This is a genomic window from Mesorhizobium sp. M8A.F.Ca.ET.208.01.1.1, from assembly GCF_004791315.1.
Lineage (GTDB): Bacteria > Pseudomonadota > Alphaproteobacteria > Rhizobiales > Rhizobiaceae > Mesorhizobium.
In genome coordinates this window covers 449998-473228 of sequence record NZ_SRUT01000002.1, presented here as the reverse complement: position 1 = coordinate 473228, position 23231 = coordinate 449998, and the positions used below count along the sequence as shown (strand labels likewise).

At 65.1% G+C, this 23231-nt stretch carries 16 protein-coding genes; 5 read left to right on the top strand and 11 right to left on the bottom strand.

Annotated features, from left to right (window positions below; all coding sequences use genetic code 11):
* Position 1: 1 nt before the first annotated feature.
* Both EN851_RS12765 and EN851_RS12760 read right to left on the bottom strand, forming a co-directional pair.
* Positions 2-478, bottom strand: coding sequence for an NUDIX hydrolase (locus EN851_RS12765; protein ID WP_127869974.1), 477 nt, complete (start codon positions 476-478; stop codon positions 2-4).
* Positions 479-604: 126 nt separating this feature from the next.
* Positions 605-892, bottom strand: coding sequence for a hypothetical protein (locus EN851_RS12760; RefSeq protein ID WP_245511698.1), 288 nt, complete (start codon positions 890-892; stop codon positions 605-607).
* Positions 893-1462: 570 nt separating this feature from the next.
* Here EN851_RS12760 and EN851_RS12755 point away from each other — a divergent pair.
* Together EN851_RS12755 and EN851_RS12750 are read left to right on the top strand one after the other, a co-directional pair.
* Complete coding sequence (locus EN851_RS12755) at positions 1463-9553, top strand: autotransporter outer membrane beta-barrel domain-containing protein (protein ID WP_281041084.1); 8091 nt, start codon at positions 1463-1465, stop codon at positions 9551-9553.
* Positions 9554-9589: 36 nt separating this feature from the next.
* Positions 9590-10171 carry an invasion associated locus B family protein gene (locus tag EN851_RS12750; protein ID WP_127869972.1) on the top strand — a complete coding sequence of 194 codons (582 nt, stop codon included), beginning with the start codon at positions 9590-9592 and terminating at the stop codon, positions 10169-10171.
* Positions 10172-10231: 60 nt separating this feature from the next.
* Here the strand turns inward: EN851_RS12750 and coaBC are convergent, their stop codons facing one another.
* From coaBC to ubiE, 3 genes are all read right to left on the bottom strand, one after another.
* Positions 10232-11698 carry a bifunctional phosphopantothenoylcysteine decarboxylase/phosphopantothenate--cysteine ligase CoaBC gene (gene coaBC / locus EN851_RS12745; protein ID WP_210234924.1) on the bottom strand — a complete coding sequence of 489 codons (1467 nt, stop codon included), beginning with the start codon at positions 11696-11698 and terminating at the stop codon, positions 10232-10234.
* Between the two features lie 85 nt (positions 11699-11783).
* Positions 11784-13358, bottom strand: a complete 1575-nt coding sequence (gene ubiB, locus EN851_RS12740; RefSeq protein WP_135865708.1) for a 2-polyprenylphenol 6-hydroxylase — start codon at positions 13356-13358, stop codon at positions 11784-11786.
* A gap of 70 nt (positions 13359-13428) precedes the next feature.
* Entirely contained in the window at positions 13429-14205 is a 777-nt protein-coding gene (gene ubiE, locus EN851_RS12735) for a bifunctional demethylmenaquinone methyltransferase/2-methoxy-6-polyprenyl-1,4-benzoquinol methylase UbiE (RefSeq protein WP_135929352.1), read from the bottom strand.
* A 134-nt stretch (positions 14206-14339) separates the two neighbouring features.
* Between ubiE and EN851_RS12730 the strand changes: the two genes are divergently transcribed.
* The 3 genes from EN851_RS12730 to EN851_RS12715 all read left to right on the top strand — a co-directional run bounded on the left by EN851_RS12730 (position 14340) and on the right by EN851_RS12715 (position 16881).
* A complete protein-coding gene (locus EN851_RS12730; RefSeq protein ID WP_135865706.1) occupies positions 14340-15314 on the top strand; it encodes an adenosine deaminase in 975 nt (324 codons plus the stop codon).
* Between the two features lie 149 nt (positions 15315-15463).
* The gene (gene upp, locus EN851_RS12725; protein WP_095199484.1) at positions 15464-16093 is read left to right on the top strand and encodes a uracil phosphoribosyltransferase; all 630 of its coding nucleotides are present in this window, start codon (positions 15464-15466) and stop codon (positions 16091-16093) included.
* A gap of 224 nt (positions 16094-16317) precedes the next feature.
* A complete protein-coding gene (locus EN851_RS12715; protein ID WP_135929351.1) occupies positions 16318-16881 on the top strand; it encodes a TIGR02281 family clan AA aspartic protease in 564 nt (187 codons plus the stop codon).
* Positions 16882-16888: 7 nt separating this feature from the next.
* On the opposite strand, the gene deoA is transcribed toward EN851_RS12715, so the two are convergent.
* Genes deoA through EN851_RS12685 form a run of 6 tightly spaced genes read right to left on the bottom strand, consistent with a single transcriptional unit; the run spans position 16889 to position 23152 of the window.
* Complete coding sequence (deoA, locus tag EN851_RS12710) at positions 16889-18208, bottom strand: thymidine phosphorylase (RefSeq protein WP_135929350.1); 1320 nt, start codon at positions 18206-18208, stop codon at positions 16889-16891.
* Complete coding sequence (locus EN851_RS12705; RefSeq protein WP_135914999.1) at positions 18208-19017, bottom strand: purine-nucleoside phosphorylase; 810 nt, start codon at positions 19015-19017, stop codon at positions 18208-18210. Before EN851_RS12705 ends, deoA begins: the two co-directional genes overlap by 1 nt.
* Positions 19018-19064: 47 nt before the next feature.
* A complete protein-coding gene (gene cdd, locus EN851_RS12700; protein WP_127280033.1) occupies positions 19065-19457 on the bottom strand; it encodes a cytidine deaminase in 393 nt (130 codons plus the stop codon).
* 53 nt (positions 19458-19510) lie between these two features.
* On the bottom strand, positions 19511-20482 hold the full coding sequence (locus EN851_RS12695) for an ABC transporter permease (protein ID WP_127280034.1): 972 nt from the start codon (positions 20480-20482) through the stop codon (positions 19511-19513).
* Position 20483: 1 nt separating this feature from the next.
* Positions 20484-21623, bottom strand: a complete 1140-nt coding sequence (locus EN851_RS12690) for an ABC transporter permease (RefSeq protein ID WP_127280035.1) — start codon at positions 21621-21623, stop codon at positions 20484-20486.
* Positions 21620-23152 (bottom strand): ABC transporter ATP-binding protein, encoded by a 1533-nt coding sequence (locus EN851_RS12685; RefSeq protein ID WP_127869965.1) that lies wholly within the window; start codon positions 23150-23152, stop codon positions 21620-21622. Before EN851_RS12685 ends, EN851_RS12690 begins: the two co-directional genes overlap by 4 nt.
* Positions 23153-23231: the final 79 nt, after the last annotated feature.

Genomic DNA, 23231 nt, shown 5'->3' with positions numbered 1-23231 from the left:
CTTATGGCCGCACGAGCGTCGTGGGCTCGGGCAGCGTCAAGGTGCTCACCAGCGTCGAGAGATCGGGCTCGTCGATGAGCATCGCGGCGTCGGCCGGCGCCAGCCATGCCCGCTGCCGCCGTTTGGCTTCCTGCCAGTCGGCGAGCTCTTCCGTCACTTCCAGCAGAAACACGATGACGTCGACGCGGACAAAGCGGTTGGCCAGGCGTTTCCAGTAGGAATAGGTGCCCGCCGGCCGCTTCAGCGTCTTGCCACGCACGCCGGCTTCCTCCAGCGCCTCGATAGTGGCTGCCTTGCGCCCGCTCTTGCCTTTCATCGGCCACCCCTTGGGCACGATGAAGCGTCTCGTCGTTCTCGACGTGACCAGCATCACCTCGATGTCTCCGCGCGCGTTCAGCCGAAAGGGAATCGCCGCCACCTGGCGGATCCTTTCGCCTTTCTTGGCCTGGCGTACGGCCTTTTTCTTGGTGGCTGCCATCTTAACAATCCAGTCGCTGCAATGCCCCTTAGCGTGATGCGATGCCTTTGCAAAATCCAAACGACCGCGGGGGCACCCAAAGTGCCCTATCATGTAAGTCGGCTAAATAAAAGAAGGTGCCGTCTGTCAGCGGCAGGTGCTGACGGCGGTGTTGCCGATTATCTGCGTCTGGCAGCTCGGCCTGACCTGCGGAACGACAGGCGGCGGCTGCTGGACGATGACGCGATCCTGGGCACGATACTGCTGTTGCTGCTGCTGAAATTGCTGCCGCTGAACCTGGTTCTGCAAGGCCTGCAGATCATTCTGCTGGATGATCACATTGTTTCTGGCCGCTGGATTGATCACCTGCGCGGAAGCGGGCGATGCAAAGCCAGCGGAAGCTGCCCCAGCCAGCACCGCCAATGCGAAAATCATCGATGAACGACGCATGCACACCCGCCCATTCCTGCAAAAAATCTCATCACGCCGGATATATAGGGTGTTTGTCCGGCGATGCCATGGCGAGAATGGTGATCGCCCTCACACCAACCGCACCCGAGTACTGACTGCCGCCTAGTCCCGGGACGCAGATTGCCGTCATATGACGACTATGAAAAGCAGATGGCTTTGGTCAGTGTCCCCTACGTAAGTTTTCGGTTCCTTCTGGCGCAAGTTTATGTATTCTAATTGAGCCAGTACTTCACAAGCGGGACTGCGGACTGCTGGCCTCAATGCATTGAACCTTATTGCAAAGTGCCGGCATTTTATTGCGTGGACTGACCGTGGCGGGGGCGCCTAACTCAAGGAGGGATTGGGAGCGCCTGCTCTAAGGGGGCTAAGTGCATGGCGTTGTTCTCAAGGCGCTCTTTTGAGTGCGCGGACTTTGAGTGCGCGGATTTTGACGGCGAAGCGGTCGGACGCCGTTCCTTTATGCCGATCCTGGCGGGAAGCCGACTTCCCCTGGTTGCAGAATCTCCGGTGGCCGGAAACCCTCGTCTGGCAGTCATGGCAGCGCGGCTGACCCTGTTGCTTGGCGCCACGGCTCTGAGCGGTTTTGCCCTTCTCCACACAAGCCCGGTCCATGCGCAGGTCGTGATCAATCACGACGGTGCGCCCGGAGACAACGGCGCAAATGTGATCGGCGATGCCGATGCGGACGACGGCCATCCACCCACCGGACCGGTCAACTACACAAATAATGATCCGCAATCGAGCGTCGGCAGCGCCTTTGTCGGCAGCGCCGTTGGCGGCAGGGGCGGCGATGGGGGCTCGACCGTCGAGCCAACCATTGTCCCTCCCTTCTTCGAGGTCGATGGCGGCAATGGCGGCAACGGCGCCAAGGGTGGCGTCGTCGATATCACGAATACGGCCCAATTGCAGACCAGTGGCACCTCCGCGAGCGGCATCAGTGCAAATGCAAGCGGCGGCGATGGCGGCGATGGCGGATTTGCCTTCCATCTGCTGCTGATCAACGGTGGAACCGGTGGCAGGGGCGGCGACGGCGGCACCGCGACCGTGACGACCACATCGACCAGCAACATCACAACGACAGCGGACCTGGCGAACGGTATCACCGTCAACGCCAGTGGCGGCAATGGCGGCAATGGCGGCACCGCCGTCGGCGGCATCGGATCCGGCAAAGGTGGAGATGGCGGTTCCGGCGGCAATGGTGGCTCGGCGTCGGCGGACAATGCAGGCGACATTCACACGCAAGGTGCCTTTGCAAAGGGAATCCTGGTTCGTTCGGCCGGTGGCTCCGGCGGCGACGGAGCGCAGGGAACCGGAATTATCAACGGTGGCGGTGGCAATGGCGGCGTACCGACCATCGGCGGCTCGGCGGATGGCAAGAATTCCGGAAACATCACCACGATGGGCGACTTCGCCAGCGGTATGGTCATCCAGTCCGTCGGCGGCGGTGGCGGAGATGGCGGCGGAGCCTTCGGCTTCTTCGGCGGCGGCGGCTCGGGCCAAGACGGAAACAATGGCGGCACAGCGACCGGCACCAACACGGGTTCCATCACCACCAACGGCGTCGGCGCCATCGGCATGCTGGTTGAATCGGTCGGCGGTGGTGGCGGCGACGGCGGCGGCGCGATCGGATCGATCGCACTCGGCGGATCCGGCGGCGGCGGCGGCAAGGGCGGCAGTGTCTTCGGCAATCTCGGGGGCTCGATCAAGACCGGCGCCGACGGCAGCGGCGACGGCGCGATCGGCATCGTCATCCAGTCGATCGGCGGTGGTGGCGGCAATGGCGGTTTCGCCATCGCCGGCGGCCCGGTGGTCGCGGTCGGCGTCGGCGGTTCCGGCGGTGCGGCCAGCAATGGCGGCGACGTCAACGTCCAGCAGGCCGCCGGCGGTCCAACGGTCGAGACGAGCGGAATCTCTGCCATCGGCATACTGACGCAATCGGTGGGCGGCGGCGGCGGCAATGGGGGCGGCAGCTATGCGGTCAGCGGAGCGGTTTCGGCCTCGATCGGCGGCAAGGGTGGCGCGGGCGGCGCCGGCGGTAACGTCATCTACAATGTCGGCACCTCGCATGTGACGACGCATGGCACCGACTCGACCGGCATCCTGACCCAGTCGGTGGGTGGCGGCGGCGGCAATGGCGGGTTTGCGTTGTCGATCTCCGCGCTTATCTCGGTCGGCGTCGGAGGCGAAGGCGGCCCGGGCGGCAAGGGCGGCACGGTCAACATGACGACCGGCGGCAGCGTCGAAACATTCCAGGATCGCTCCGCCGGCATCATCGCGCAGTCGATCGGCGGCGGTGGCGGCAATGGCGGCGGCAGCGTCGCAGGCAGCGCCGGCGTCAGTGTCGGCATCGGCAGGAAAGGCGCCGGCGGCGGCACCGGCGATGCGGTCACCTTCAACGGCACCCAGTCCGATGTGACGACGCATGGCGCGGATTCGGCCGGCATCATCGTGCAGTCGGTTGGCGGCGGCGGCGGCAATGGCGGCTTTTCGATCGCCGTCTCGGCCATCGTTTCCGTGGGCGTTGGCGGCAGTGGCGGCGCCGCCGGCGATGGCGGCGTTGTCGATGCGCGTTCCAATGGCAGCGTGACAACGTCCAACGATCGGTCGGCCGGCATCATCGTGCAGTCCATTGGCGGCGGCGGCGGCAATGCCGGCGCGGTGATCAGCGGCAGCCTGGGCGTGAATGTCGGCGTGGGCGGCAGCGGCGCGGGCGGCGGCAAAGGCATGGCCGCCAGCTTCTTTACGGACAATTCCGTCGTCAAAACCGCGGGTGCCGATTCGATCGGTATCCTTGTCCAGTCGATCGGCGGCGGTGGCGGCAATGGCAGCTTCGTCGGTGGCCTCGGCTTGGCCGCGTCTGTCGGCATCGGCGGCAGCGGCGGCGTTGCGGGCGACGCCAGTGCGGTCAAGATCACCGACAATGGCGGCTCCGTCACCACGACACGCGAGCGGTCTTCGGCCATGGTGGCACAGTCGATCGGTGGTGGCGGCGGCAATGGTGGCGGCGTCGTCGCGCTCGGTGCCGGCGTCAACATCGGCATCGGCGGAAAGGGCGCAGGCGGCGGCGTTTCCAGCACGGTCGACGTCATCAACGCGGCCGCGCTCAGCACCGGGGGCTACCAGTCGCACGGTATCCTGGCACAATCGATCGGCGGCGGTGGGGGGTCTGGCGGCTTCAGCGTCACCTTGGGCGGCCCGTCCTTCTCGCTGGGCGGTACCGGCGCCTCGGCGGGCACGAGCGAAAAGGTGTTTGTCAACAACTCCGGCAAGATCGATACGGGTGGCGACCTGTCCAACGGCATCTTCGCGCAGTCGGTCGGTGGGTCCGGCGGCGACGGCGGCTTTGCCGTGGCCGGCGGGCTTTTCGCCGCCGTCGGCATCGGCGGCGCGGGCGGCGGTGGCGGCGCGGGTGGCGTCGTCGAGGTTATCAACAACGCCAACATCACAACCAAGGGCGCGCTCTCGAATGGCATACTGGCGCAGTCGGTCGGCGGCGGCGGCGGCAATGGCGGCAGCACCGGGGCCGTTGCCGTTGGCGCGTTCGGCGCGGCCGGCGTGGCGCTTGGCGGCGGTGGCGGCGACGCGAATCTAAGCAAGGAGGTCACGGTCACCCACAAGGGCGACATTCACGTGGCGGGAGCCGGCTCCAAGGGCATTCTTGCTCAGTCAGTCGGCGGTAGCGGCGGCAATGGCGGCAATGCCTATTCCGGCGCCTTCAGCGGCGGTCTTTATTTCTCCGCCGCCGTGGGTGTGTCGATTGGCGGCACCGGCGGCGACGGCGGCCCTGGCGGCAAGGTTACGGTCAAGGCGGACGGCAACATCATTGCCGATACCGATGCGGTCGGGTCGGGCGGCATCGTCGCGCAGTCGATCGGCGGCGGCGGCGGCAATGGCGGGCGGGCGACCACAATCACCGGTGCTGTCAGCACCGACGCCAGTGTCAGCCTGGGTGTTACGGTTGGCGGCTGGGGCGGCGATGGCGGCAGAAGCGACCTGGTGACGGTCGACACCGGCCTGAACGGTGGCGGCAGCATCGTCACCAGTGGCTATCAGGCGGTCGGCATTCTTGCCCAGTCGGTCGCCGGCAGCGGCGGCAATGGCGGCGATTCCTGGGGGGCGGCCGGCGGTTACGGCAACGATGTCGCCATCAATGCGACGGTCAGCATCGGCGGCGGTGGCGGCGACGGCAATGTCAGCGATGACGTGCTCGTCCACAACGCCTTGACGGTGCAAACCGCCGGCGACATGAGCGCGGCCATCATGGCTCAGTCGATCGGCGGCGGCGGCGGCAATGGCGGCTCGACCAATGGCGCGACCGCCGATCTCGGCGGCGGCGAGGGGGTCAACGTCGCGGTCAATGTCGGTGTCGGCGGCGGCGGCGGCACAGGCAATACTTCCGGCGCGGTCGACGTGATCAACAGCGGCAACCTGACGACCACGGGCGATTTCTCCTCGGGCATCGTCGCGGAGTCGCTGGGCGGCGGCGGCGGCATGGGCGGCGCGAGCAACGCCAAGGCATTCCATCTGGGCGGCACCAGCGAGACGAGCGTCACCGTCAATGTCGGCATCGGCGGCAAAGGCGGGTCCGGAAACGATGCGGCGATGTTCCGCCTTGATGGCGGCGGCAATGTCATCGGCGCCGGCGTGCATGTCGACAATTCCGGCGTGATCCGGACCCAGGGTTTCAATTCGATAGGCATACTAGCCATGTCGGTCGGCGGCGGCGGCGGCGGCGGCGGAGCGGCCTCGACCGACGAGGAGATCGTCGGCGGCGGCAGCGAGGGCGAGACATCCGTGGGCATCGGCGCGGCCATCGGCCTTGCTGCCGGCGGCGCCGGCAATGGCGGCACCGTGTCGGTCACCAACCGGAGCCTGATCGTCACAGACGGCGCCGATTCCTACGGCATCTCAGCCAACTCCATCGGCGGCGGTGGTGGCGTCGGCGGTTCGGCGACATCGGGCGTTCTCGGCAAATATGCCATCGGCGGCGCGCTCGGCGGGGCGGGCGGCGGCGGCGGCAGTGGCTTCGAGGTCGACGTTTTCAATCTTGGGACGGCCGAAATCTGGACCAAGCAGGAGCGCTCGATCGGCATCTTCGCGCAGTCCGTGGGTGGCGGCGGTGGCGCCGGCGGTGCCGGCGAGAGCACCGGAAAGACCGATGACTCGGAAGTCAGCGTCAATCTCTCGCTCGGCGGATCGGGCAAGGTCGGCGGCGACGGCGGCAGGATCGTCGTCGAGAACAGCGGCTACATCCACACCGAGGCGGCCTATTCGCACGGCATCATGGCGCAGTCGATCGGCGGCAGCGGCGGCGTCGGCGGCGCTTCCGGCACTTCGGCCAAGGACTCCAATGTGGCCATTACGCTCAGCCTCGGCGGAGCCGGTAGCGACGGCGGCAAGAGCGATTTCGTTCATGTCACGAACTTCGACACGGGCGAGATTCTGACCAAGGGCGACAATTCCTATGGCATCTTCGCGCAGTCGATTGGCGGCGGCGGCGGTGCCGCCGGTGCCGGTTCGACCGAGACGGGCAGCGCCGAGACGTCTGTGTCCCTGGCAATCGGCGGCCTGGGTGGAGTAGGCAGCCGCGGGGGTGACGTGACGGTCGACAACCACGGCAAGATCACCACCCTGGGCTACCTCTCGCACGGTATTTTTGCGCAGTCGGTCGGTGGCGGTGGCGGCGCATCGGGTGCCGCGGCCAACACCTCGAAGGCCGACATGACGATCGGCGGCGCGGCCTCGTTGCCAAGCGGCGACGGCTCCAATGGCGGCCATGTCATCGTCAACAATGACGGCGCCATCGAGACCTGGAAGGACGGCGCGCTCGGCATCTTCGCCCAGTCCATCGGCGGCGGCGGCGGTTATGGCGGCGTGGTGTCGGCAGACACGGCGGGGGATGAATCGGTCGCGCTGCAGCTTGGCGGCTTCGGCGGCAATGGCGGCAATGGCGGGCAAGTGGATGTCACCGTTTCCGGCACCATCATCACCCATGGCGAACGCGCGCATGGCGTGGTCGCGCAATCGGTCGGCGGCGGTGGCGGCTATGGCGGTGACGCCAAGGGCAAGAGTTCGAACGCGTTGGCCATTGGTGGTGTCGGCGGCAAAGGCGGCGATGGCGGCGACGTCACCGTCATCCGCACCGGCACGATCACCACCACCGGCAAGGATTCGATCGGCATCATCGCACAATCAGTGGGCGGCGGCGGCGGCATCGGTGGTGCGGGCTTCGGCCGCTTTGGCGCCGACGACGATGGCGGCGGGCCAAATGCCATCGGCTTCAACACGCCCGGCGGCACCAAGGGCACCGGCGGCAAGGTGACCATCATCCAGTCGGGCGCGATCGAGACCGATGGCGACCGTGGCCACGGCATCGTCGCCCAGGCGGTTGGTGGCGGCGGTGGCGCCGGCGGCACCGATTCGCTCGGCATGGGCCAGTCGGCCGCGGGCTCGCAAGGTGGTGTCGGCGACGCCGCGGCGGCATCCACCAGCACCGACAGCCGGGTCTGGGTGAAGGGCGCGAGTGCCTATGCCATGTTCGGGCAGAGCGCGACAGGCAATGGCGACGCCCATGCGGTCGACCTGACGGCGGGTGACAGCCTGTTCGCACAAGGCGCGGATTCGGTGGCCGTCTATGGCGAGAGCACGGCCAAGGGCGCCAAGGGCAACATCACCATCAACCTCAATGGCCAATATACGATCGGTGGGGCCGGAACCGGTGTCGCGGCGATGCTCGTCGGCGGCGCCGACAACACGCTGACCAACCACAGCCTGCTCTACGCGATGGGGGCGACGCCGACTTTCGAGATCCAGGCAGCGCAGTTCCAGGCGTTTCAGGCTTTCCTGCTGGCGCCCGGCCCGGTGGTGCCGACAAACGCGATCCTGGAATCGCTGCTGGACGATTTCAGTCCGCTCGCCATCACCGGCACATCGGGCGATGACCATGTCGACAATTCCAAGGCGGCCGACACGTTGGGACGCGTCATCGGCAACATCGATCTCGGCGGCGGCAACAACAGCTTCCACAATTTCGCCGATTCCTCGATGGTCGGCCTCAAGACCATCGATCTCGGCGGCGGGCTGTTCACCAATGATGGGCTCTATACCAACCAAGGCATCGGCGTAGTTGCGAAAGTGGATGTCGGCGGCGGCTTCAAGCAGGTTCTCTCCGGCGACTTCGTCACCGACGTGGACCTCAACAACCAGATCACCGATGCGCTGGCGCTGACAGGCGCGGGCGACTTCAACGGCGAGGCTCCGTTGAACTTCCTCACGATCGACAAGCTGTTCACCGAATATGTGGTGGCCAAAGGCTCGGCGATGACCGATTCCGGCATCGACGCGAAAACCCTGCATCCGGCGGTGGGCTTCAACTTCCAGTTCAAGGTGGATAACGGCACCGATCTCGTTCTCTACGCCGACAATCCGACCTTCCTCGAACTGGCGCAGGATCCCGGTTCCGGAACCACCGATCCGGGCGTGTTCCAATTGGCGCAGTATCTCGACGACGTCGAAGCGGCCTCGACCCCGGACAACCCGATGGCCCGGTTGATCAACATGCTGCGCTTCCTGCCCAACGAGCAGGAACTGGGTGCCGCGCTGACGCGACTGACGCCGCACTATGCGGTGCATGCCTTCGACATGATCAACCGCGAGGCCGACATCATGTTGGAAACGGCGCGCGAATGCACCGGCGTGCCGTTCTACAAGAACCTCGACGGCCCCTGCATCTGGGCGACGATCAGTCCGCAGGCCGAATACAGTCGCGACGCGGGTGCCGGGACCACCAGCCGCGACGACGTCCTGAAGACCATGTCGCTTGGCGGCATCGGCGAGGTCGGCCAGAACTGGTCGCTGGGCGCCACCATCGGCCGTACGGAATTCGACTCCAAGATCGACGCCAACGGCGAACTGCTGTCACAAACCACCGGTCAGGCCTGGCAGGCCTATGCGCTGGCGAAGTACGCCGACAAGAATTACTTCATCGACTTCGCGCTCGGCGGCGGCACCGGTTCCTTCAAGGGCGAGCGCGATACCCATATCGATCCGGCGTTCTTCATTCCCGGCGAAACGCTGATCGGCGATTATCTGGACGAGGAAATGCTGCCCGGGATCGGCAACAGCGTCACCTACACGCAGAAGACCGCTCAGTTCGGTGGCTCGGCACGGCTTGGCTTCACGCAACAGATGGGCGCGTTCTACCTGCAGCCGACCTTGCAGTTCGACGCGCGCTGGCTGCGTGTTTCGGGAAAGGAAGAGGGGTCGGCTGCCGGTTTCAACTTCGACGGATCGGCGGACACCTTCTATGCGGCGACGCCGGCGCTCGAAATTGGAACCGACATCGCACTCAGCGACATTGCCAGCCTTCGCCTCTATGGAAAGGCTGGGGTGGAGTTTTCAACCAAGGAGTGGGAGATCGAAGGACGCTTCGCGGCTGCGGAGAATCTGCCCGGCAACCCGGCATTGCACTTGACGGAGGCGATCGATTCGCCGCTCTATCGGGTCGGCGCCGGCCTCGAGTTGAATGGGGTCAATGGCGTCGGCATGTCCGTCAGGTATAGTGGCGCCTTCGGGGAAACGGTCAAACAGAATGCAGTCAGCGCGTCTCTCAAGGTCAGTTTCTAGGCTGGCTCGAGGCGGAGCCCGGCGGGAGAGATCTTGATGAGGAAATACGCGTATTTCGCAGCCGTGCTGGGTGCTGCCTGTATCGCAGGCCTGCCGGCCATGGCGGCGCAAACCAAGAGCGACAAGGTGACGGCAACGCCGCCCGCCGCGGCTGACGCGCCGCAGCTGCCCGGCGGCGCTTCGGCCTTGTCCGAAACCCATGGCGACTGGACGGTCAATTGCCAGATATCGGGCACCAACAAGGTCTGTAGCCTGTCGCACCAGCAGTTCAACAAGCAAAGCAACCAGCGGCTGCTGGCGATCGAGCTGTCGAGCAAGACCGGCGAGGATGCGACCGGAACCCTTGCGCTGCCGTTCGGCCTGGCGCTTGCCAAGGGCGTTACGCTGACCATCGACGACCAGAAGCTCGACGGCAGCCTGCCGTTCAACACCTGCCAGGTGGTCGGCTGCCTGGTGCCGGTGGCGTTCGATGCAAATGTCACGCCGCTGCTCAAGAACGGCACCACGCTCAAGATCGATGCGTTCGCGGCGGATACGGGGCAAGTCGTAAGCTTTTCCATTCCGCTCAACGGCTTCGGTGGGGCGCTTGCCCGCACCGCGGAGCTTTTGGCCAATTGACGGCTTGGACCGTCACCGCAAGCGACAGGGGTTGGCGGTAAATGCTTGCGCCGACACTTGTCAGACGACGATCGTTTTCAACCGCTCGGCGATGAGCGCGGCGAGCCGCGCCGCCACCTCGTCCTTGGTCATTTCAGGCCATTCCTCGACGCCGGCCTTCGACACGATCCGCACCCGGTTGCGATCGCCGCCCATCACGCCTGAAGGACCGATACCGCTGGCCTGCGACACATCGTTGGCGACGATGAGATCGGCGCCTTTCTTCCTGAGCTTGGCCTCGGCGTTGCGCAAGAGATCCTGCGTCTCGGCGGCAAAGCCGACGACCAGACCTGGTCGCTGCTTGTGGTGGCCGATGCCCGCCAAGATGTCGGGGTTCTCGACCATGCGCAGCACCGGCGGGCCTTCGCCCGCGACCTTCTTGATCTTCTCGCCGGCCGAATTCTCGGTGCGCCAGTCGGCAACTGCGGCGACGAACACCGCGGCGTCGGCGGGCAGAAGCTGTTCCACCGCGTCGCGCATCTCCTGCGCCCGTTCGACATGGACGGTCTTCACCTCGGCCGGATCGGCGATGCCTACGGGACCGGAGACGAGGCGCACGTCGGCGCCGAGCCTCGCCAATGCCGCGGCGATGGCGTGGCCCTGCTTGCCGGACGACCGGTTGGCGATATAGCGCACGGGATCGATCGGCTCGTGTGTCGGGCCTGACGTGACGATGATCTTGCGCCCCGCCAGCGGCTTGGGGCCGGCATCGAGCAGCGCCTCGACCGCGGCGACGATCTCCAGCGGTTCGGCCATGCGGCCTTCGCCGGCCTCGTTGCTCTCGGCCATCTCACCCTTGGCGGGGCCGACGAAGGCGATGCCGTCCTTGCCCAATGTCGCGCGGTTGCGGCGGGTGGCAGGATGCGACCACATCTTCGGGTTCATCGCCGGGGCCATCAGCACCGGCTTGTCGGTGGCGATGAGCACGGTCGAGGCCAGATCGTTGGCGTGGCCATTGGCGAGCTTGGCCATCAGGTCGGCGGTGGCGGGCGCCACCACCAGGAGGTCCGCTTCGCGCGACAGCCTGATGTGGCCGACATCGTGTTCATCGTTGCGGTCGAACAGGTCGGTGAAGACATGGTCGGCGGAGAGCGCACCGACCGACAGCGTCGTCACGAATTCCTGCGCCGCCGACGTCATGACCACCCGCACCGCCGCACCACGCTCGCGCAGCCTGCGGATCAGGTCGAGCGCCTTGTAGGCGGCGATGCCGCCGCCGATGATCAGCAGGATGCGTTTGTTGGAAAGCGTGCCTCGCGGCAAGCTCTTGCCTGCCAAGGCTGACGCCGGGGTGCCTTGCGAATTGGCCAGTTCGTGGAGGGCTTTCTCGATCTGGTCGAGACGGCCTACCGGGCCGATCTGGCCGTCGACAGCGGCCCGGATCATCACCCGCGCCTGTTCTTCCATGGAGCGATCGTTTTCCGCCGCCAGCCGGCGCAGCAGCTCCTTGACCTCATCGTCAAGGTTGCGGATGGTGATGCTGGCCATATGATTGCACTCTACTCATCTTGCCTGATAGCGATGATAGCAATGCAATCAAACTGCCGCAAGCCGCCGGCCCCCCCTCGGAGGCCTAAAGCAGCTTCCAGGCAATATAGACCAGCGTCAGCGCGATCACCCACAGCGCCACGCGCCCGGATCGGCTGTAGCGCGCCTCGGCCTTGCCGATGGCGCGGGCGGTGGTCTCGTCGAAGCGCAGCCCGTGCTCCGCCATCAGGTCGATTTCGCGTGACAGCCGGTCAGTGCGCGCCGCAAGCTCCGGTGCCTGGCGCACCAGCGCCAGCAGCGCCTTGGTTCCGTCGCGGGCATCCACCATAAGACCGCGCGGCCCGAGGTTACCGGCGATCCAGCCGCCGACAACCGGTTCGGCGGTCTTCCACATGTTGAAGGCCGGGTCGAGCGTGCGCGCCACGCCCTCGACCACCACCATGGTCTTCTGTAGCAGGATCAATTCAGGCCGCGTCGCCATGTCGAAGAGTTCGGTCACCTCGAACAGCAGCGTCAAAAGCTTGGCCATCGAAATCGTTTCGGCGGGCTGGCCGTGGATCGGCTCGCCGATCGCACGGATCGCCTGCGCGAAGGCAGAGACATTGTGCTGGCGCGGCACATAGCCGGCCTCGAAATGCACCTCGGCGACGCGCAGATAATCGCGTGTGATGAAGCCGTAGAGGATTTCGGCGAGGAAGCGGCGCTCCTTCTTCCCGAGGCGCCCGGCAATGCCGAGATCGACGGCGACGATGGTGCCGTTTGCCTCGACGAACAAATTGCCCGGATGCATGTCGGCGTGGAAGAAGCCGTCGCGCAGCGTATGGCGCAGGAAGGACTGGATGAGGTTGGCGGCGATCGCCTTCAGGTCGTGGCCGGCGGCTTCGAGGCCGGCGATGTTGTTCATCTTGATGCCGTCGACCCATTCCATGGTCAGCACGTCGCGGCCGGTGCGCTCCCAGTCGACGGTTGGGACACGGAAGCCGGGGTCATCCCTGGTGTTCTCGCCGAGTTCGGAGAGTGCCGCCGCCTCGAGGCGCAGGTCCATCTCGATCCTGGTGGTCTGGGCCAGCGTCTCGGTCACTTCGACCGGCCGCAGCCGGCGCGAGGAAGGGATGTATTTTTCCTGCAGGCGAGCAGCGAGAAAATAGCTTTCGAGATCGTGGAAGAAGCGGCGGCGAACGCCCGGCCGGATCACCTTCACCGCCACCTGGGTGGCCACGCCGTCATGCATGGTGTCGGCGGTATGCACCTGGGCGATGGATGCGGCCGCAACGGGATCGCCGAACCGCGCATAGAGATCGCCCACCTTGCGCCCGAGCGAGGCCTCGATGGCCGCGATCGCTTCGGCCTTCGGGAAGGTGTGCATTTTGTCCTGCAGCATGGCGAGATCGAGCGCCATGTCGTTGCCGACGACATCGGGCCGCGTCGCCAGGAACTGGCCAAGTTTGACGTAGGAAGGGCCGAGCCGGACCACCGCCTTCGCCAGCCGATCGCTGCGCTCATAGGCGAGCGCGCGGCGGCGGGTGAACAGCCGCGCCAGCCGCCAGCCGAATTTGGGCAGGCCGGACAGTTCCTCGCCGGGCAGAGCAGCGACGACGCCCTCGCGCACCAGCACCCAACCGGCCCGTATGAGCCGGAATCCCGCGCTGACGGTGCTCATGGCCGCGTCCGCCCCACCGGTTCATCGAACTGGAGCAAGGCGCGTCGCGTGCAGGAGATGGGCGACGGCTTCAAAGCTTCCAGCCCGAATGCAGGGCCGCTATGCCGCCGGAATAGTTGCGGAAGGAGACGCGCTCGAAGCCGGCGCGGGAAATCATCGCCGCGAAGTTTTGCTGATTGGGGAATTTCGCGATCGATTCGACCAGATAGGAATAGGGCTCGCCGTCGCCGGTGACCATCTTGCCGATCTTGGGAATGGCATTGAACGACCAGGCTTCGTAGACCTTGTCGAGCAGCGGCATCTCGATCTCGGAAAACTCCAGGCACAGGAGGCGGCCGCCGGGCTTCAGCACACGGAACGCCTCACCCAGGGCCACGTCGATATGCGGGACGTTGCGAATGCCGAACGCGATGGTGTAGGCGTCGAAACTGGCGTCAGGGAACGGCAGTTCCTCGGCGTTGGCCTCGACGAAGTCGGTGTTGCCGGACAATCTCTTCTTTTCAGCCCTGTCGCGGCCGACGGCGAGCATCGAGCCGTTGATGTCGAGCACGGTGGCATGCGCATGGCCATGGCTGGCATCGACGATGCGGAAGGCGATGTCTCCGGTGCCGCCGGCAACATCGAGCACGCGCCAGCCGGCGCGCTTGGGCGGATTGAGCCAGGCGACCATGGCGTCCTTCCACAGCCGGTGCAGGCCGCCTGACATCAGGTCGTTCATAAGGTCGTAGCGGTTGGCGACCTTGTGGAAAACATCGTTGACCAGGGACTGCTTCTCGCCTTCCCCTACACGCTTGAAACCATAGGAGGTTTCCATGCCGCCGGCGGCCGTGGTTCTCTCAACTGGCATTTTTTTGATCCGTCATAAAACCGGCGGGACCATAGCCGATCGATGATGCGGGCGCTATTGTTTAAGGCGCGGTGTTCAGCCGCGCTTCCAGGTGGTGGGTTTTCAAGACCTGGACTGACCGACGGGATGTTTGAATGCCTTTGAAAGCGGAACTGCACTGCCACATTGAAGGGGCAGCGGCGCCCGAGCTCGTCATCCGGCAGGCGCAGAAATACGGCAAGGATACCTCGCCTTATATCCAGAACGGTTCCTTCGTCTGGCACGATTTCACCTCCTTTCTGGCGGCCTACGACTTTTCCGCCGACCTGTTCCGGACCGAGGAGGATTATGCGCGGCTGGCCGACCATTATCTGACCAGCCTGGCCCGCGACGGGGCAATCTACTCCGAGGTGTTCACCTCGCCGGACCACGCGACGAAAGCCGGGCTGTCACCCAAGGCCTACACCGACGCGCTCGGCGAAGGCATGCTGCGCGCCAAGGCCAAGACCGGCATAGAGGGCCGCATGATCGTCACCGGCGTGCGCCATGTCGGCGTTGAATCGATAGAGCGGGCGGCACGCTTCGCGGCGCGCTGCGGCCATCCGCTGGTCACCGGCTTCGGCGTCGCCGGCGACGAGCGCATGGGCGACATGGAAGACTATGTCAGGGCGTTCGAGATCGCCCGCGAGGCGGGGCTCGGCATCACCATCCATGCCGGCGAACTGACGGGCTGGGAGACCGTCCAGGCGGCACTCGACCATATCCGCCCATCGCGCGTCGGCCATGGCGTGCGCGCCATCGAAAACCCCGACCTTGTCCGGCGCATCGCCGACGAGGGCGTCGTGCTGGAGTGCTGCCCCGGTTCCAACATCGCGCTCAAGGTGTTCGACAGTTTCGCCGATCATCCGTTTCCGGCCCTGCAGGCGGCCGGCTGCAAGGTGACGCTCAACTCCGACGACCCGCCCTATTTCTGGACCTCGCTGAAGCGCGAATACGACATCGCCGCCGAGCATTTCGCGATGAATGAGAAAGCGCTCGCCGCGGTCACCAGGACGGCTATCGAGGCGGCTTTCGTCGACCGCAAGACCAAAGCAGCGCTTCTTGGCCGGCTGAACAGCGCCGCTCGCTGATTTCTTCCGACAAAGCTGTGGTCGATGCGGGCCAAGCGGTTCCTTGGCCGGTCCAATACCGCTAGGGTTCGCCCAAGCAGCTTGAAGCGCGACAGGTCCGAAAGGGTCCATGCGCGCGGTTTCGGGCGACACCGCATCAGGAGAACATCATGAAGGGCGTCACCGTCGTCGACCATCCGCTTGTCCAGCACAAGCTGACCATCATGCGCAAGAAGGAGACATCGACCGCCGGCTTCCGGCGATTGCTGCGCGAGATTTCGCTGCTGCTCGGCTATGAGGTGACCCGCAACCTCGAACTGACCACCACCACCATCGAGACCCCGATCGAGGAGATGGAAGCGCCGACGCTGGAAGGCAAGAAGCTGGTGTTCGCTTCCGTGCTGCGCGCCGGCAACGGCCTGCTCGAAGGTCTGCTCGATCTGGTGCCGGCGGCCCGCGTCGCCCATATCGGCCTCTACCGCGATCACGAAACACTGGAGGCGGTGGAATATTTCTTCAAGGCGCCGAGCGATCTCGCCGACCGACTGGTGATCGTCGTGGACCCAATGCTGGCGACCGCCAATTCGGCGATCGCGGCGATCGATAAGCTGAAGGGGCGCGGCGCCACCAACATCCGCTTCCTGTGCCTGCTGGCGGCGCCCGAAGGCATCGAGCGCTTTACCAAGGCACATCCGGATGTCCCGGTCTTCACCGCGTCCATCGATCGCCAGCTCAACGAGAAGGGCTACATCATGCCTGGTCTCGGCGACGCCGGCGATCGCATGTACGGGACGAAGTAATACCAAGCAAAGTGCTTGGTATGATTTACCAAATGTTTACGCAAAGACGCGGTTTCGGCGAGCGTTAAAGCGGCAAACACCATCCAGCGCTAATGAATCGGCTCTCACTACAGCGCCGTGTCTCCATTCGGACGCACAAAAGGACGCTGTAGCACTTTGTTTTTGCGCATGAGCCTTTCCGAAAATCGATCTCGATTTTCGGGGTCATGCGGCGAGGCCGATCCATGCTGCGCAAGCTCCTTATCCTCAGCGTCTTTGCCGGTGCGTCGGCATCGATCCCGGTTGTCTACCAGTCGAATCCGCGAATATTCGAAAACCTGCTGAGATCGACGGTAACGGCCAAGCCTGGGGCCGAGACGCAACCCGAGGTCAGCCTGGCGTCCGTTCCCGACAAGCCGGTGGCGCCGCTGCCAACCGGCCGCAAGGTCGTGGTTGCGGCGGACGGGCGCGGACACTTTTCGTCCACCTTCAGGCTCAACGGCCGTCAGGTCGACGGCATGATCGACACCGGTGCGACGCTGGTGGCGGTCAATATGTCGACGGCACGCCGGATCGGGCTGTCGCTCAATCCCTCCGATTTCAGCCACGAGGTCAACACCGCCAACGGCACCATCAAGGCAGCCGTGGTGATGATCGACCGCCTGCAGATCGGCAGCATCAGCGTCGACGGAGTGCAGGCGATCGTGCTCGACGACAAGGCACTGGGCACCAACCTGATCGGTATGAGTTTTCTCAATCGGCTCGGCAAATACCAGGCCGAGAACGGCACGCTGCTGTTGGTTCAGTAGGGTGCAGTCAGCCGCGCGGCAGAATCCGCCGGATGACCGACTTGTCGGCGGACGGCTTCGAAGCACCGATCGCATAGGCTGAAAGCACCGCCGCGGCTGCCGCTTCGGCATCGGACGGTGAGCGGGCATGGATCAGCGCTAGCGCGTCTCCGGCTTTTACTTCCGCGCCTATGGGCAGCAGCCTGGTGATGCCGACGGCGGGATCTATCTTGTCGTCGGGCCGGGTGCGCCCGCCGCCCAGCCCGACCACGGCGAGGCCGATGTCGCGGGTGGCTATATTCGTGACGAAACCCTCTGTCGTCGCCTTGACGGCGAATTCCGTTGCCGCCTCGGGCAGGTATTTTTCCGGCTTCTCGATGAAATCGGCCGGACCGCCAAGCACGGTCACCATGCGCGCGAAGGTGGCGGCGGCACGGCCGCTGGCCAGCGTCTCGGTGGCGCGACGCATGCCGTCCTGGTTGGACGATACCAGCCCCGCCGACTGCAGCATTTCAGCGGCAAGCGCCAGCGTCACATCCTCCAGCCGCCGGTCACGCAAGCGGCCGGTCAGAAAATCGACGGCATTGCGCACCTCGACCGCATTGCCGGCGGCCGAGGCCAGCGGTTCGTTCATGCCGGTGATCAGCGCCGAGACCTTCAGCGCAGCCCCGCCGGCGACCTCGACCAGGCTGTTGGCGAGCGCGGTCGCATCACGGGATTTCTCCATGAAGGCGCCGTTGCCGACCTTGACGTCGAGCACCAGCGATTGCAGGCCCGCCGCGAGCTTCTTCGACAGGATCGATGCCGTGATCAGCGGCACCGATTCCACGGTTCCGGTCACGTCGCGGATGGCGTAGAGCCGGCGATCGGCGGGTGCCAGATCAGCGGTCTGGCCGATGATGGCGCAGCCCGTTTCCAGCACCGCCTTGCGGAACAGCGCGATGTCGGGCTGGCTGGTGTAGCCGGGAATGGCATCCATCTTGTCCAGCGTGCCGCCGGTATGGCCGAGGCCTCGGCCCGAGATCATCGGCACATAGGCGCCGCAGGCGGCGACGATCGGCGCCAGCATCAGCGAGACATTGTCGCCGACGCCGCCCGTCGAATGCTTGTCGGTGACGGGGCCTGGCAAATCCGACCAGTCGAGCACGTCGCCGGAATCGCGCATGGCAAGCGTCATCGCCACGGCCTCGTCGCGGTTCATGCCGTTGAAGAACACCGCCATGGCGAAGGCCGCGACCTGGCCGTCGGTTACGGTGCCCGACGTCACGCCGTCGATGAAGGCGGCGATCTCGTGAGGCGCCAGCCTGTGGCCGTCGCGTTTGTGACGGATGATTTCCTGTGGAAGCATCAGCTCTCCAGCAGCCCGTCACGGAACACGCGCTGCAGCACCGTTGCCAGCCGCGATCCGCCAACCGGCGCCATGTCCTTGGTTTCCTGGTGCGAAAGCTCGGCTCCGGTCATGCCGGCGGCCAAATTGGTGATGACCGAGCAGGCGGCGACGCGCAGACCGAGGAACCGGGCGAGAATGACTTCCGGCACGGTCGACATGCCGACGGCGTTGGCGCCCATGATGCGCGCCATGCGGATTTCGGCCGGCGTCTCGAAGCAGGGGCCTGAGAACCACATATAGACGCCCTTGTGCAGCGCTGTGCCCGTCGCCTTGGCCGCGCGTTCGATCGCGTCACGGATGCCGGCATCGTAGGCTTCGGTCAGGCCGACGAAGCGGCGGTCGCTCGGCTCGCCGATCAGCGGATTGGTGCCGGAGAAGTTGATGTGATCGGTGAGCAGCATCACCGAGCCCGGCGGCATGTCCGGATCGACCGAGCCGGCTGAGTTGGTGAGGATCAGTTTCGTGATGCCGATGCCGGCAAGCACTTCCAGCACCGGACGCATCGCCGCGGCGTTGCCATGCTCATAGTAGTGGGCGCGGCCGGACAACATCAGCACCGGAACGCCGGCAAACAGCCCGGCGACCACTTCGCCGGCATGGCCGCTGACACCGCTCCTGGGAAAGCCAGGCAGGTCGGCATAGGAGACGCGGATGGGATTCTCGATCCGGTCGACAAGGCCGCCCAGCCCCGAACCCAGCACCAGCGCGGTCGACGGCGCCAGGCCGTCCAGCCTTTCGATAAGATGGTCCAGCGCTTTTTCCGTCATCTCGGCCTACGCTTCATTTGAGCCAGCTTTGCATGTGAGCCAACGCGTCATTTGAGGATATCGCCGCGAAAGCCATAGGGCAGCATGTCGCCCATGGTCACGGTCTCGGCCACGCCGGTGTTGTCGCAGAGGTAGAGTTTCGTTTCCGGGCGGCAGAATTCGGCCAGCCGCTGACGGCAGCCGCCACACGGCGAGCATTTGGCCATGCGTTCGGCAAGGACGGCGATTTCCACGATCTTGCCGCCGCCGCCCATGATGTAGTGGCCAAGCGCGGTGGTCTCGGCGCACCAGCCCTCGGGATAAGAGGCGACCTCGATGTTGGCGCCGGTGAAGACGCGCCCGTCCTCGGTGCGCAAGGCGGCACCCACCGGGAATTTCGAATAGGGCGCATAGGCCTTGGCCATGGCGGCCTTGGCCGCTTCGAACAGATCATGCGACATTCAGGTGTTCTCTCCGATGATCGTGTCCAAAACCCGGCGTGGGGAGTCTTGTCCTAGCGTTCCTTGACGTAAGGCACGCCGCCAGCGCGCGGCGGGATGGCCTTGCCGATGAAGCCGGCGAGCAGGATGACGGTCAGCACATAAGGCAGCGCCTGCATGAACTGCACCGACACCTTGCCAACAATGGGCAGCGGTGTCCCCTGCAGGCGGATCGACGCCGCGTCGAGGAAGCCGAACAGCAGGCAGGCGAACATGGCGTTGACCGGCTTCCATTTGGCGAAGATCAGCGCGGCCAGCGCGATGTAGCCCTTGCCCGCCGTCATGTCCTTCACGAAGCCGCCATTCTGCACCATCGAAAGATAGGCGCCGGCGAACCCGGTCAGGATGCCGGTGCAGATCAGCGCCCGATAGCGCAGCCAGGCGACCGAGATGCCAGCCGTGTCGACCGCGGCCGGATTTTCGCCGACCGCGCGCAGCCTGAGGCCGAAGCGCGTGCGAAACAGCACCCACCAGGTGAACGGCACCATCGCAAAGGCGAAATAGACGAGGATCGAATGGCCGGAGATCAGTTCGGCGTAGATCGGACCGATGATCGGCACGTCCCTGGCCGCGTCGGCGCCAGGCCAGATGATCGCCTCGAACCGCTCGCCGGGTTGCAGCGCCGGCGTGCGGCCACCCTGCTGGAACCAGGCCTGGCCGAGGATGATGGTCGATCCGGCGGCGACGAAGTTGATCGCCACGCCCGAAACGATCTGGTTGCCGCGATGGGTGATCGAGGCAAAGCCGTGCACCAGCGCGAAAGCGACAGAGATCAGGACCGCCATGCCGAGACCGATAAGCGCCGAGTGGAACACGGAAGCCGCAGCAGCCCCCGCGAAGGCGCCGACCAGCATCTTGCCTTCGAGGCCGATGTCGAAAATGCCGGCCCGCTCCGAATAGAGGCCGGCGAGGCAGGCAAGCAGCAGCGGCACCGACAGGCGGATGGTCGAGTCCAGCACCTGGATGATTGCGTTGAAGATGTCCATCTCAGGCGCCCTTCCCGTTGACAGCCTGCATGCCCACCGATTTCGGGCTGAACGAGGCGAACAGAGCCTGGATATAGGGCCTGAACATGTGCTCCAGCGCGCCGGCGAAAAGGATGACCAGGCCTTGAATGATGACGATCATGTCGCGGCTGATCGCCGGCATCTCGAAGGCGAGTTCGGCGCCGCCCTGGTAGAGCATGCCGAACAGGATCGCCGCCAGCACGATGCCGACCGGATGCAGGCGGCCCATCAGCGCCACCGCGATGCCGACGAAGCCGGCGCCCGAGACGAAGTCGATCGCAACATTGTGCTGGTCGCCCATCACCGGGTTGAGCGCCATCATGCCGGCCAGCGCGCCCGAGATCATCATGGCGGTGATGATGATGCGCGTTTCCGAAATGCCGGCATAGCGGGCCGCCTTCGGGCTGTGGCCATAGGTGCGCATCTCGTAGCCGAGCCTCGTGCGCCAGATCAGCAGCCAGACCAGGAAGGCCATCGCCAGCGCCAGCAGGAAGCAGATGTTGAGCGGGGCCGAGCGGATCTTGGCGCCGAACAGTTCGATGATCCAGTTGAGCTTCGGCAGTTCGGCGCCGGCGAGGAAGTTGCGCGTCTGCGGCGCCTGCGACCCTGCCGGTTTCAGCGGACCGACCAGCAGGTAGACCATGATCGAGGCGGCGATGAAGTTGAACATGATCGTGGTGATGACGATGTGCGAGCCGCGCTTGGCCTGCAGGTAGGCGGGGATCAACGCCCACAACGCGCCCACGAGCGCCGAGGCCACGATGGCCAGCGGAAAAGTCAGCCACCAGGGCAGTGTACTGTCGAAGGAAAGACAGACGATGGCGATGCCGAGGCCGGCGATGTAGGCTTGGCCCTCGGTGCCGATGTTGAACAGGCCGCAATGTGCCGCCACCGCCACCGAAAGCCCGGTGAATATGAAGGTCGTGGCATAGAAGAGGGTGAAGGCGATGCCCGTTCCCTTGCCGAAGGCGCCTTCGACCAGGATGACGGCGGCGCGGAACGGGTTTTCGCCGACCAGCATGACGACGAAGCCGGCGACGATGAAGGCGACCGACAGGTTGATCAGCGGGATCAGCCCGTAGTCGGCCCAGGCCGGCAATTTGGCGTAAGGCGTGCTCATTGCGCGGCCTCCTGATGCTCGACACCGGCCATCAGCAGGCCAAGCTCGCCTTCGGTCGCCTCGGGGCCGCGCTCGCCGACGATGCGGCCGGCAAACATCACCAGGATGCGATCGGAGAGCGAACGGATCTCGTCGAGTTCGACCGAGACCACCAGCACCGCCTTGCCCTGGTCGCGCATGGCGATCAGGCGCTTGTGGATGAATTCGATGGCGCCGACATCGACGCCGCGCGTCGGCTGGCCGACGATCAGCACGCCGGGGTCCTGTTCGATTTCGCGCGCGAGCACGATCTTCTGCTGGTTGCCGCCGGAAAAATTGGCCGTCTTCAGGCGCGGGTTGCCGGGACGAATGTCGTATTTCTCGATCTTGTCCTTGGCATCGGCCATGATGGCGTCGATGTTGAGGAACGGTCCCCTGAGGTAGCGGGGATCGTCGTGGTAGCCGAGGATGGAATTCTCGTTTTCCTCGAAGGCCAGCACCAGACCGACATGGTGGCGGTCCTCCGGCACGTGGGCGAGCCCGCGGTCGCGCAATTCGCCGGGATCGGCCTTGCCGGTGAGATCGATCGGCTTGCCCTCGAGCATTACGGAACCGGAAACGGCGTGCCTGATGCCGGAAATCGCCTCGAGCAATTCGGATTGGCCGTTGCCGGCGACGCCGGCGATGCCGACGATCTCGCCGGCGCGCAAGTCGAAGGAGACGTCGTCGACCATGGTGACGCCGCGGGAATCCCTGACCGTCAGGTTCTTGACCGCGAGCTTGACGGCACCGGCCTCGGCGTCGCCCTTTTCGACCCGGAGCAAGACGCGCCGCCCGACCATCAGCTCGGCCAGCTCCTCGACGGTGGTTTTCCTGGTCTCCCGGGTCGCCACCATCGTGCCCTGACGCATGACCGACACGGTGTCGGTGATGGCCATGATCTCGCGCAGCTTGTGGGTGATCAATACCACCGTCTTTCCCTGTTCCTTCAACTGTCTGAGGATGCGGAACAGGTGGTCGGCCTCGGCCGGGGTCAAGACGCCCGTCGGCTCGTCGAGGATCAGGATTTCGGCGCCGCGATAAAGCGCCTTCAGGATTTCGACGCGCTGCTGCAGGCCGACCGGCAGTTCCTCGATGATCGCATCGGGATCGACTTCCAGCCCGTATTCGCGTTCCAGCCGGTCAAGCTCGGAGCGCGCCTTGGCGATGCTGCTCTTCAGAAGCGCATCGGTTTCGGCGCCGAGGATGATGTTCTCCAGCACCGAGAAATTGTCGACCAGCATGAAATGCTGGTGCACCATGCCGATGCCGAGCGCGATCGCGTCGTTGGGGGTCTTGATCGACGCCGGCTTGCCGCCGACACGGATCTCGCCGCTGTCGGCCTGGTAGAAACCGTAGAGGATCGACATCAGCGTCGACTTGCCGGCTCCGTTCTCGCCGACGATGCCGTGAATAGTGCCGCGCGCGATCTCCAGATTGATGTCGCGGTTGGCGCGCACCGCGCCAAAACTTTTGTTGATGCCTGTCAGTTCGATTGCGGCTTGCGCCATGCAGCCTGTCCCACTCTTATTTTTTTATCGCTTGGTCAAAATGCCTAGCATGACGCTCCGCCCATGCCAATTGTCCGGA

Bases quoted from the DNA above. Each gene is read 5' to 3' on its own strand.
- EN851_RS12705 (WP_135914999.1), bottom strand. From the start codon at position 19,017: ATGACGGAAAAAGCGCTGGACCATCTTATCGAAAGGCTGGACGGCCTG.
- EN851_RS12750 (WP_127869972.1), top strand. From the start codon at position 9,590: ATGAGGAAATACGCGTATTTCGCAGCCGTGCTGGGTGCTGCCTGTATC.
- EN851_RS12685 (WP_127869965.1), bottom strand. From the start codon at position 23,152: ATGGCGCAAGCCGCAATCGAACTGACAGGCATCAACAAAAGTTTTGGC.
- coaBC (WP_210234924.1), bottom strand. From the start codon at position 11,698: ATGGCCAGCATCACCATCCGCAACCTTGACGATGAGGTCAAGGAGCTG.
- EN851_RS12730 (WP_135865706.1), top strand. From the start codon at position 14,340: ATGCCTTTGAAAGCGGAACTGCACTGCCACATTGAAGGGGCAGCGGCG.
- cdd (WP_127280033.1), bottom strand. From the start codon at position 19,457: ATGTCGCATGATCTGTTCGAAGCGGCCAAGGCCGCCATGGCCAAGGCC.
- EN851_RS12755 (WP_281041084.1), top strand. From the start codon at position 1,463: ATGGCAGCGCGGCTGACCCTGTTGCTTGGCGCCACGGCTCTGAGCGGT.
- ubiE (WP_135929352.1), bottom strand. From the start codon at position 14,205: ATGCCAGTTGAGAGAACCACGGCCGCCGGCGGCATGGAAACCTCCTAT.
- ubiB (WP_135865708.1), bottom strand. From the start codon at position 13,358: ATGAGCACCGTCAGCGCGGGATTCCGGCTCATACGGGCCGGTTGGGTG.
- EN851_RS12765 (WP_127869974.1), bottom strand. From the start codon at position 478: ATGGCAGCCACCAAGAAAAAGGCCGTACGCCAGGCCAAGAAAGGCGAA.
- upp (WP_095199484.1), top strand. From the start codon at position 15,464: ATGAAGGGCGTCACCGTCGTCGACCATCCGCTTGTCCAGCACAAGCTG.
- EN851_RS12695 (WP_127280034.1), bottom strand. From the start codon at position 20,482: ATGGACATCTTCAACGCAATCATCCAGGTGCTGGACTCGACCATCCGC.
- deoA (WP_135929350.1), bottom strand. From the start codon at position 18,208: ATGCTTCCACAGGAAATCATCCGTCACAAACGCGACGGCCACAGGCTG.
- EN851_RS12690 (WP_127280035.1), bottom strand. From the start codon at position 21,623: ATGAGCACGCCTTACGCCAAATTGCCGGCCTGGGCCGACTACGGGCTG.
- EN851_RS12715 (WP_135929351.1), top strand. From the start codon at position 16,318: ATGCTGCGCAAGCTCCTTATCCTCAGCGTCTTTGCCGGTGCGTCGGCA.
- EN851_RS12760 (WP_245511698.1), bottom strand. From the start codon at position 892: ATGATTTTCGCATTGGCGGTGCTGGCTGGGGCAGCTTCCGCTGGCTTT.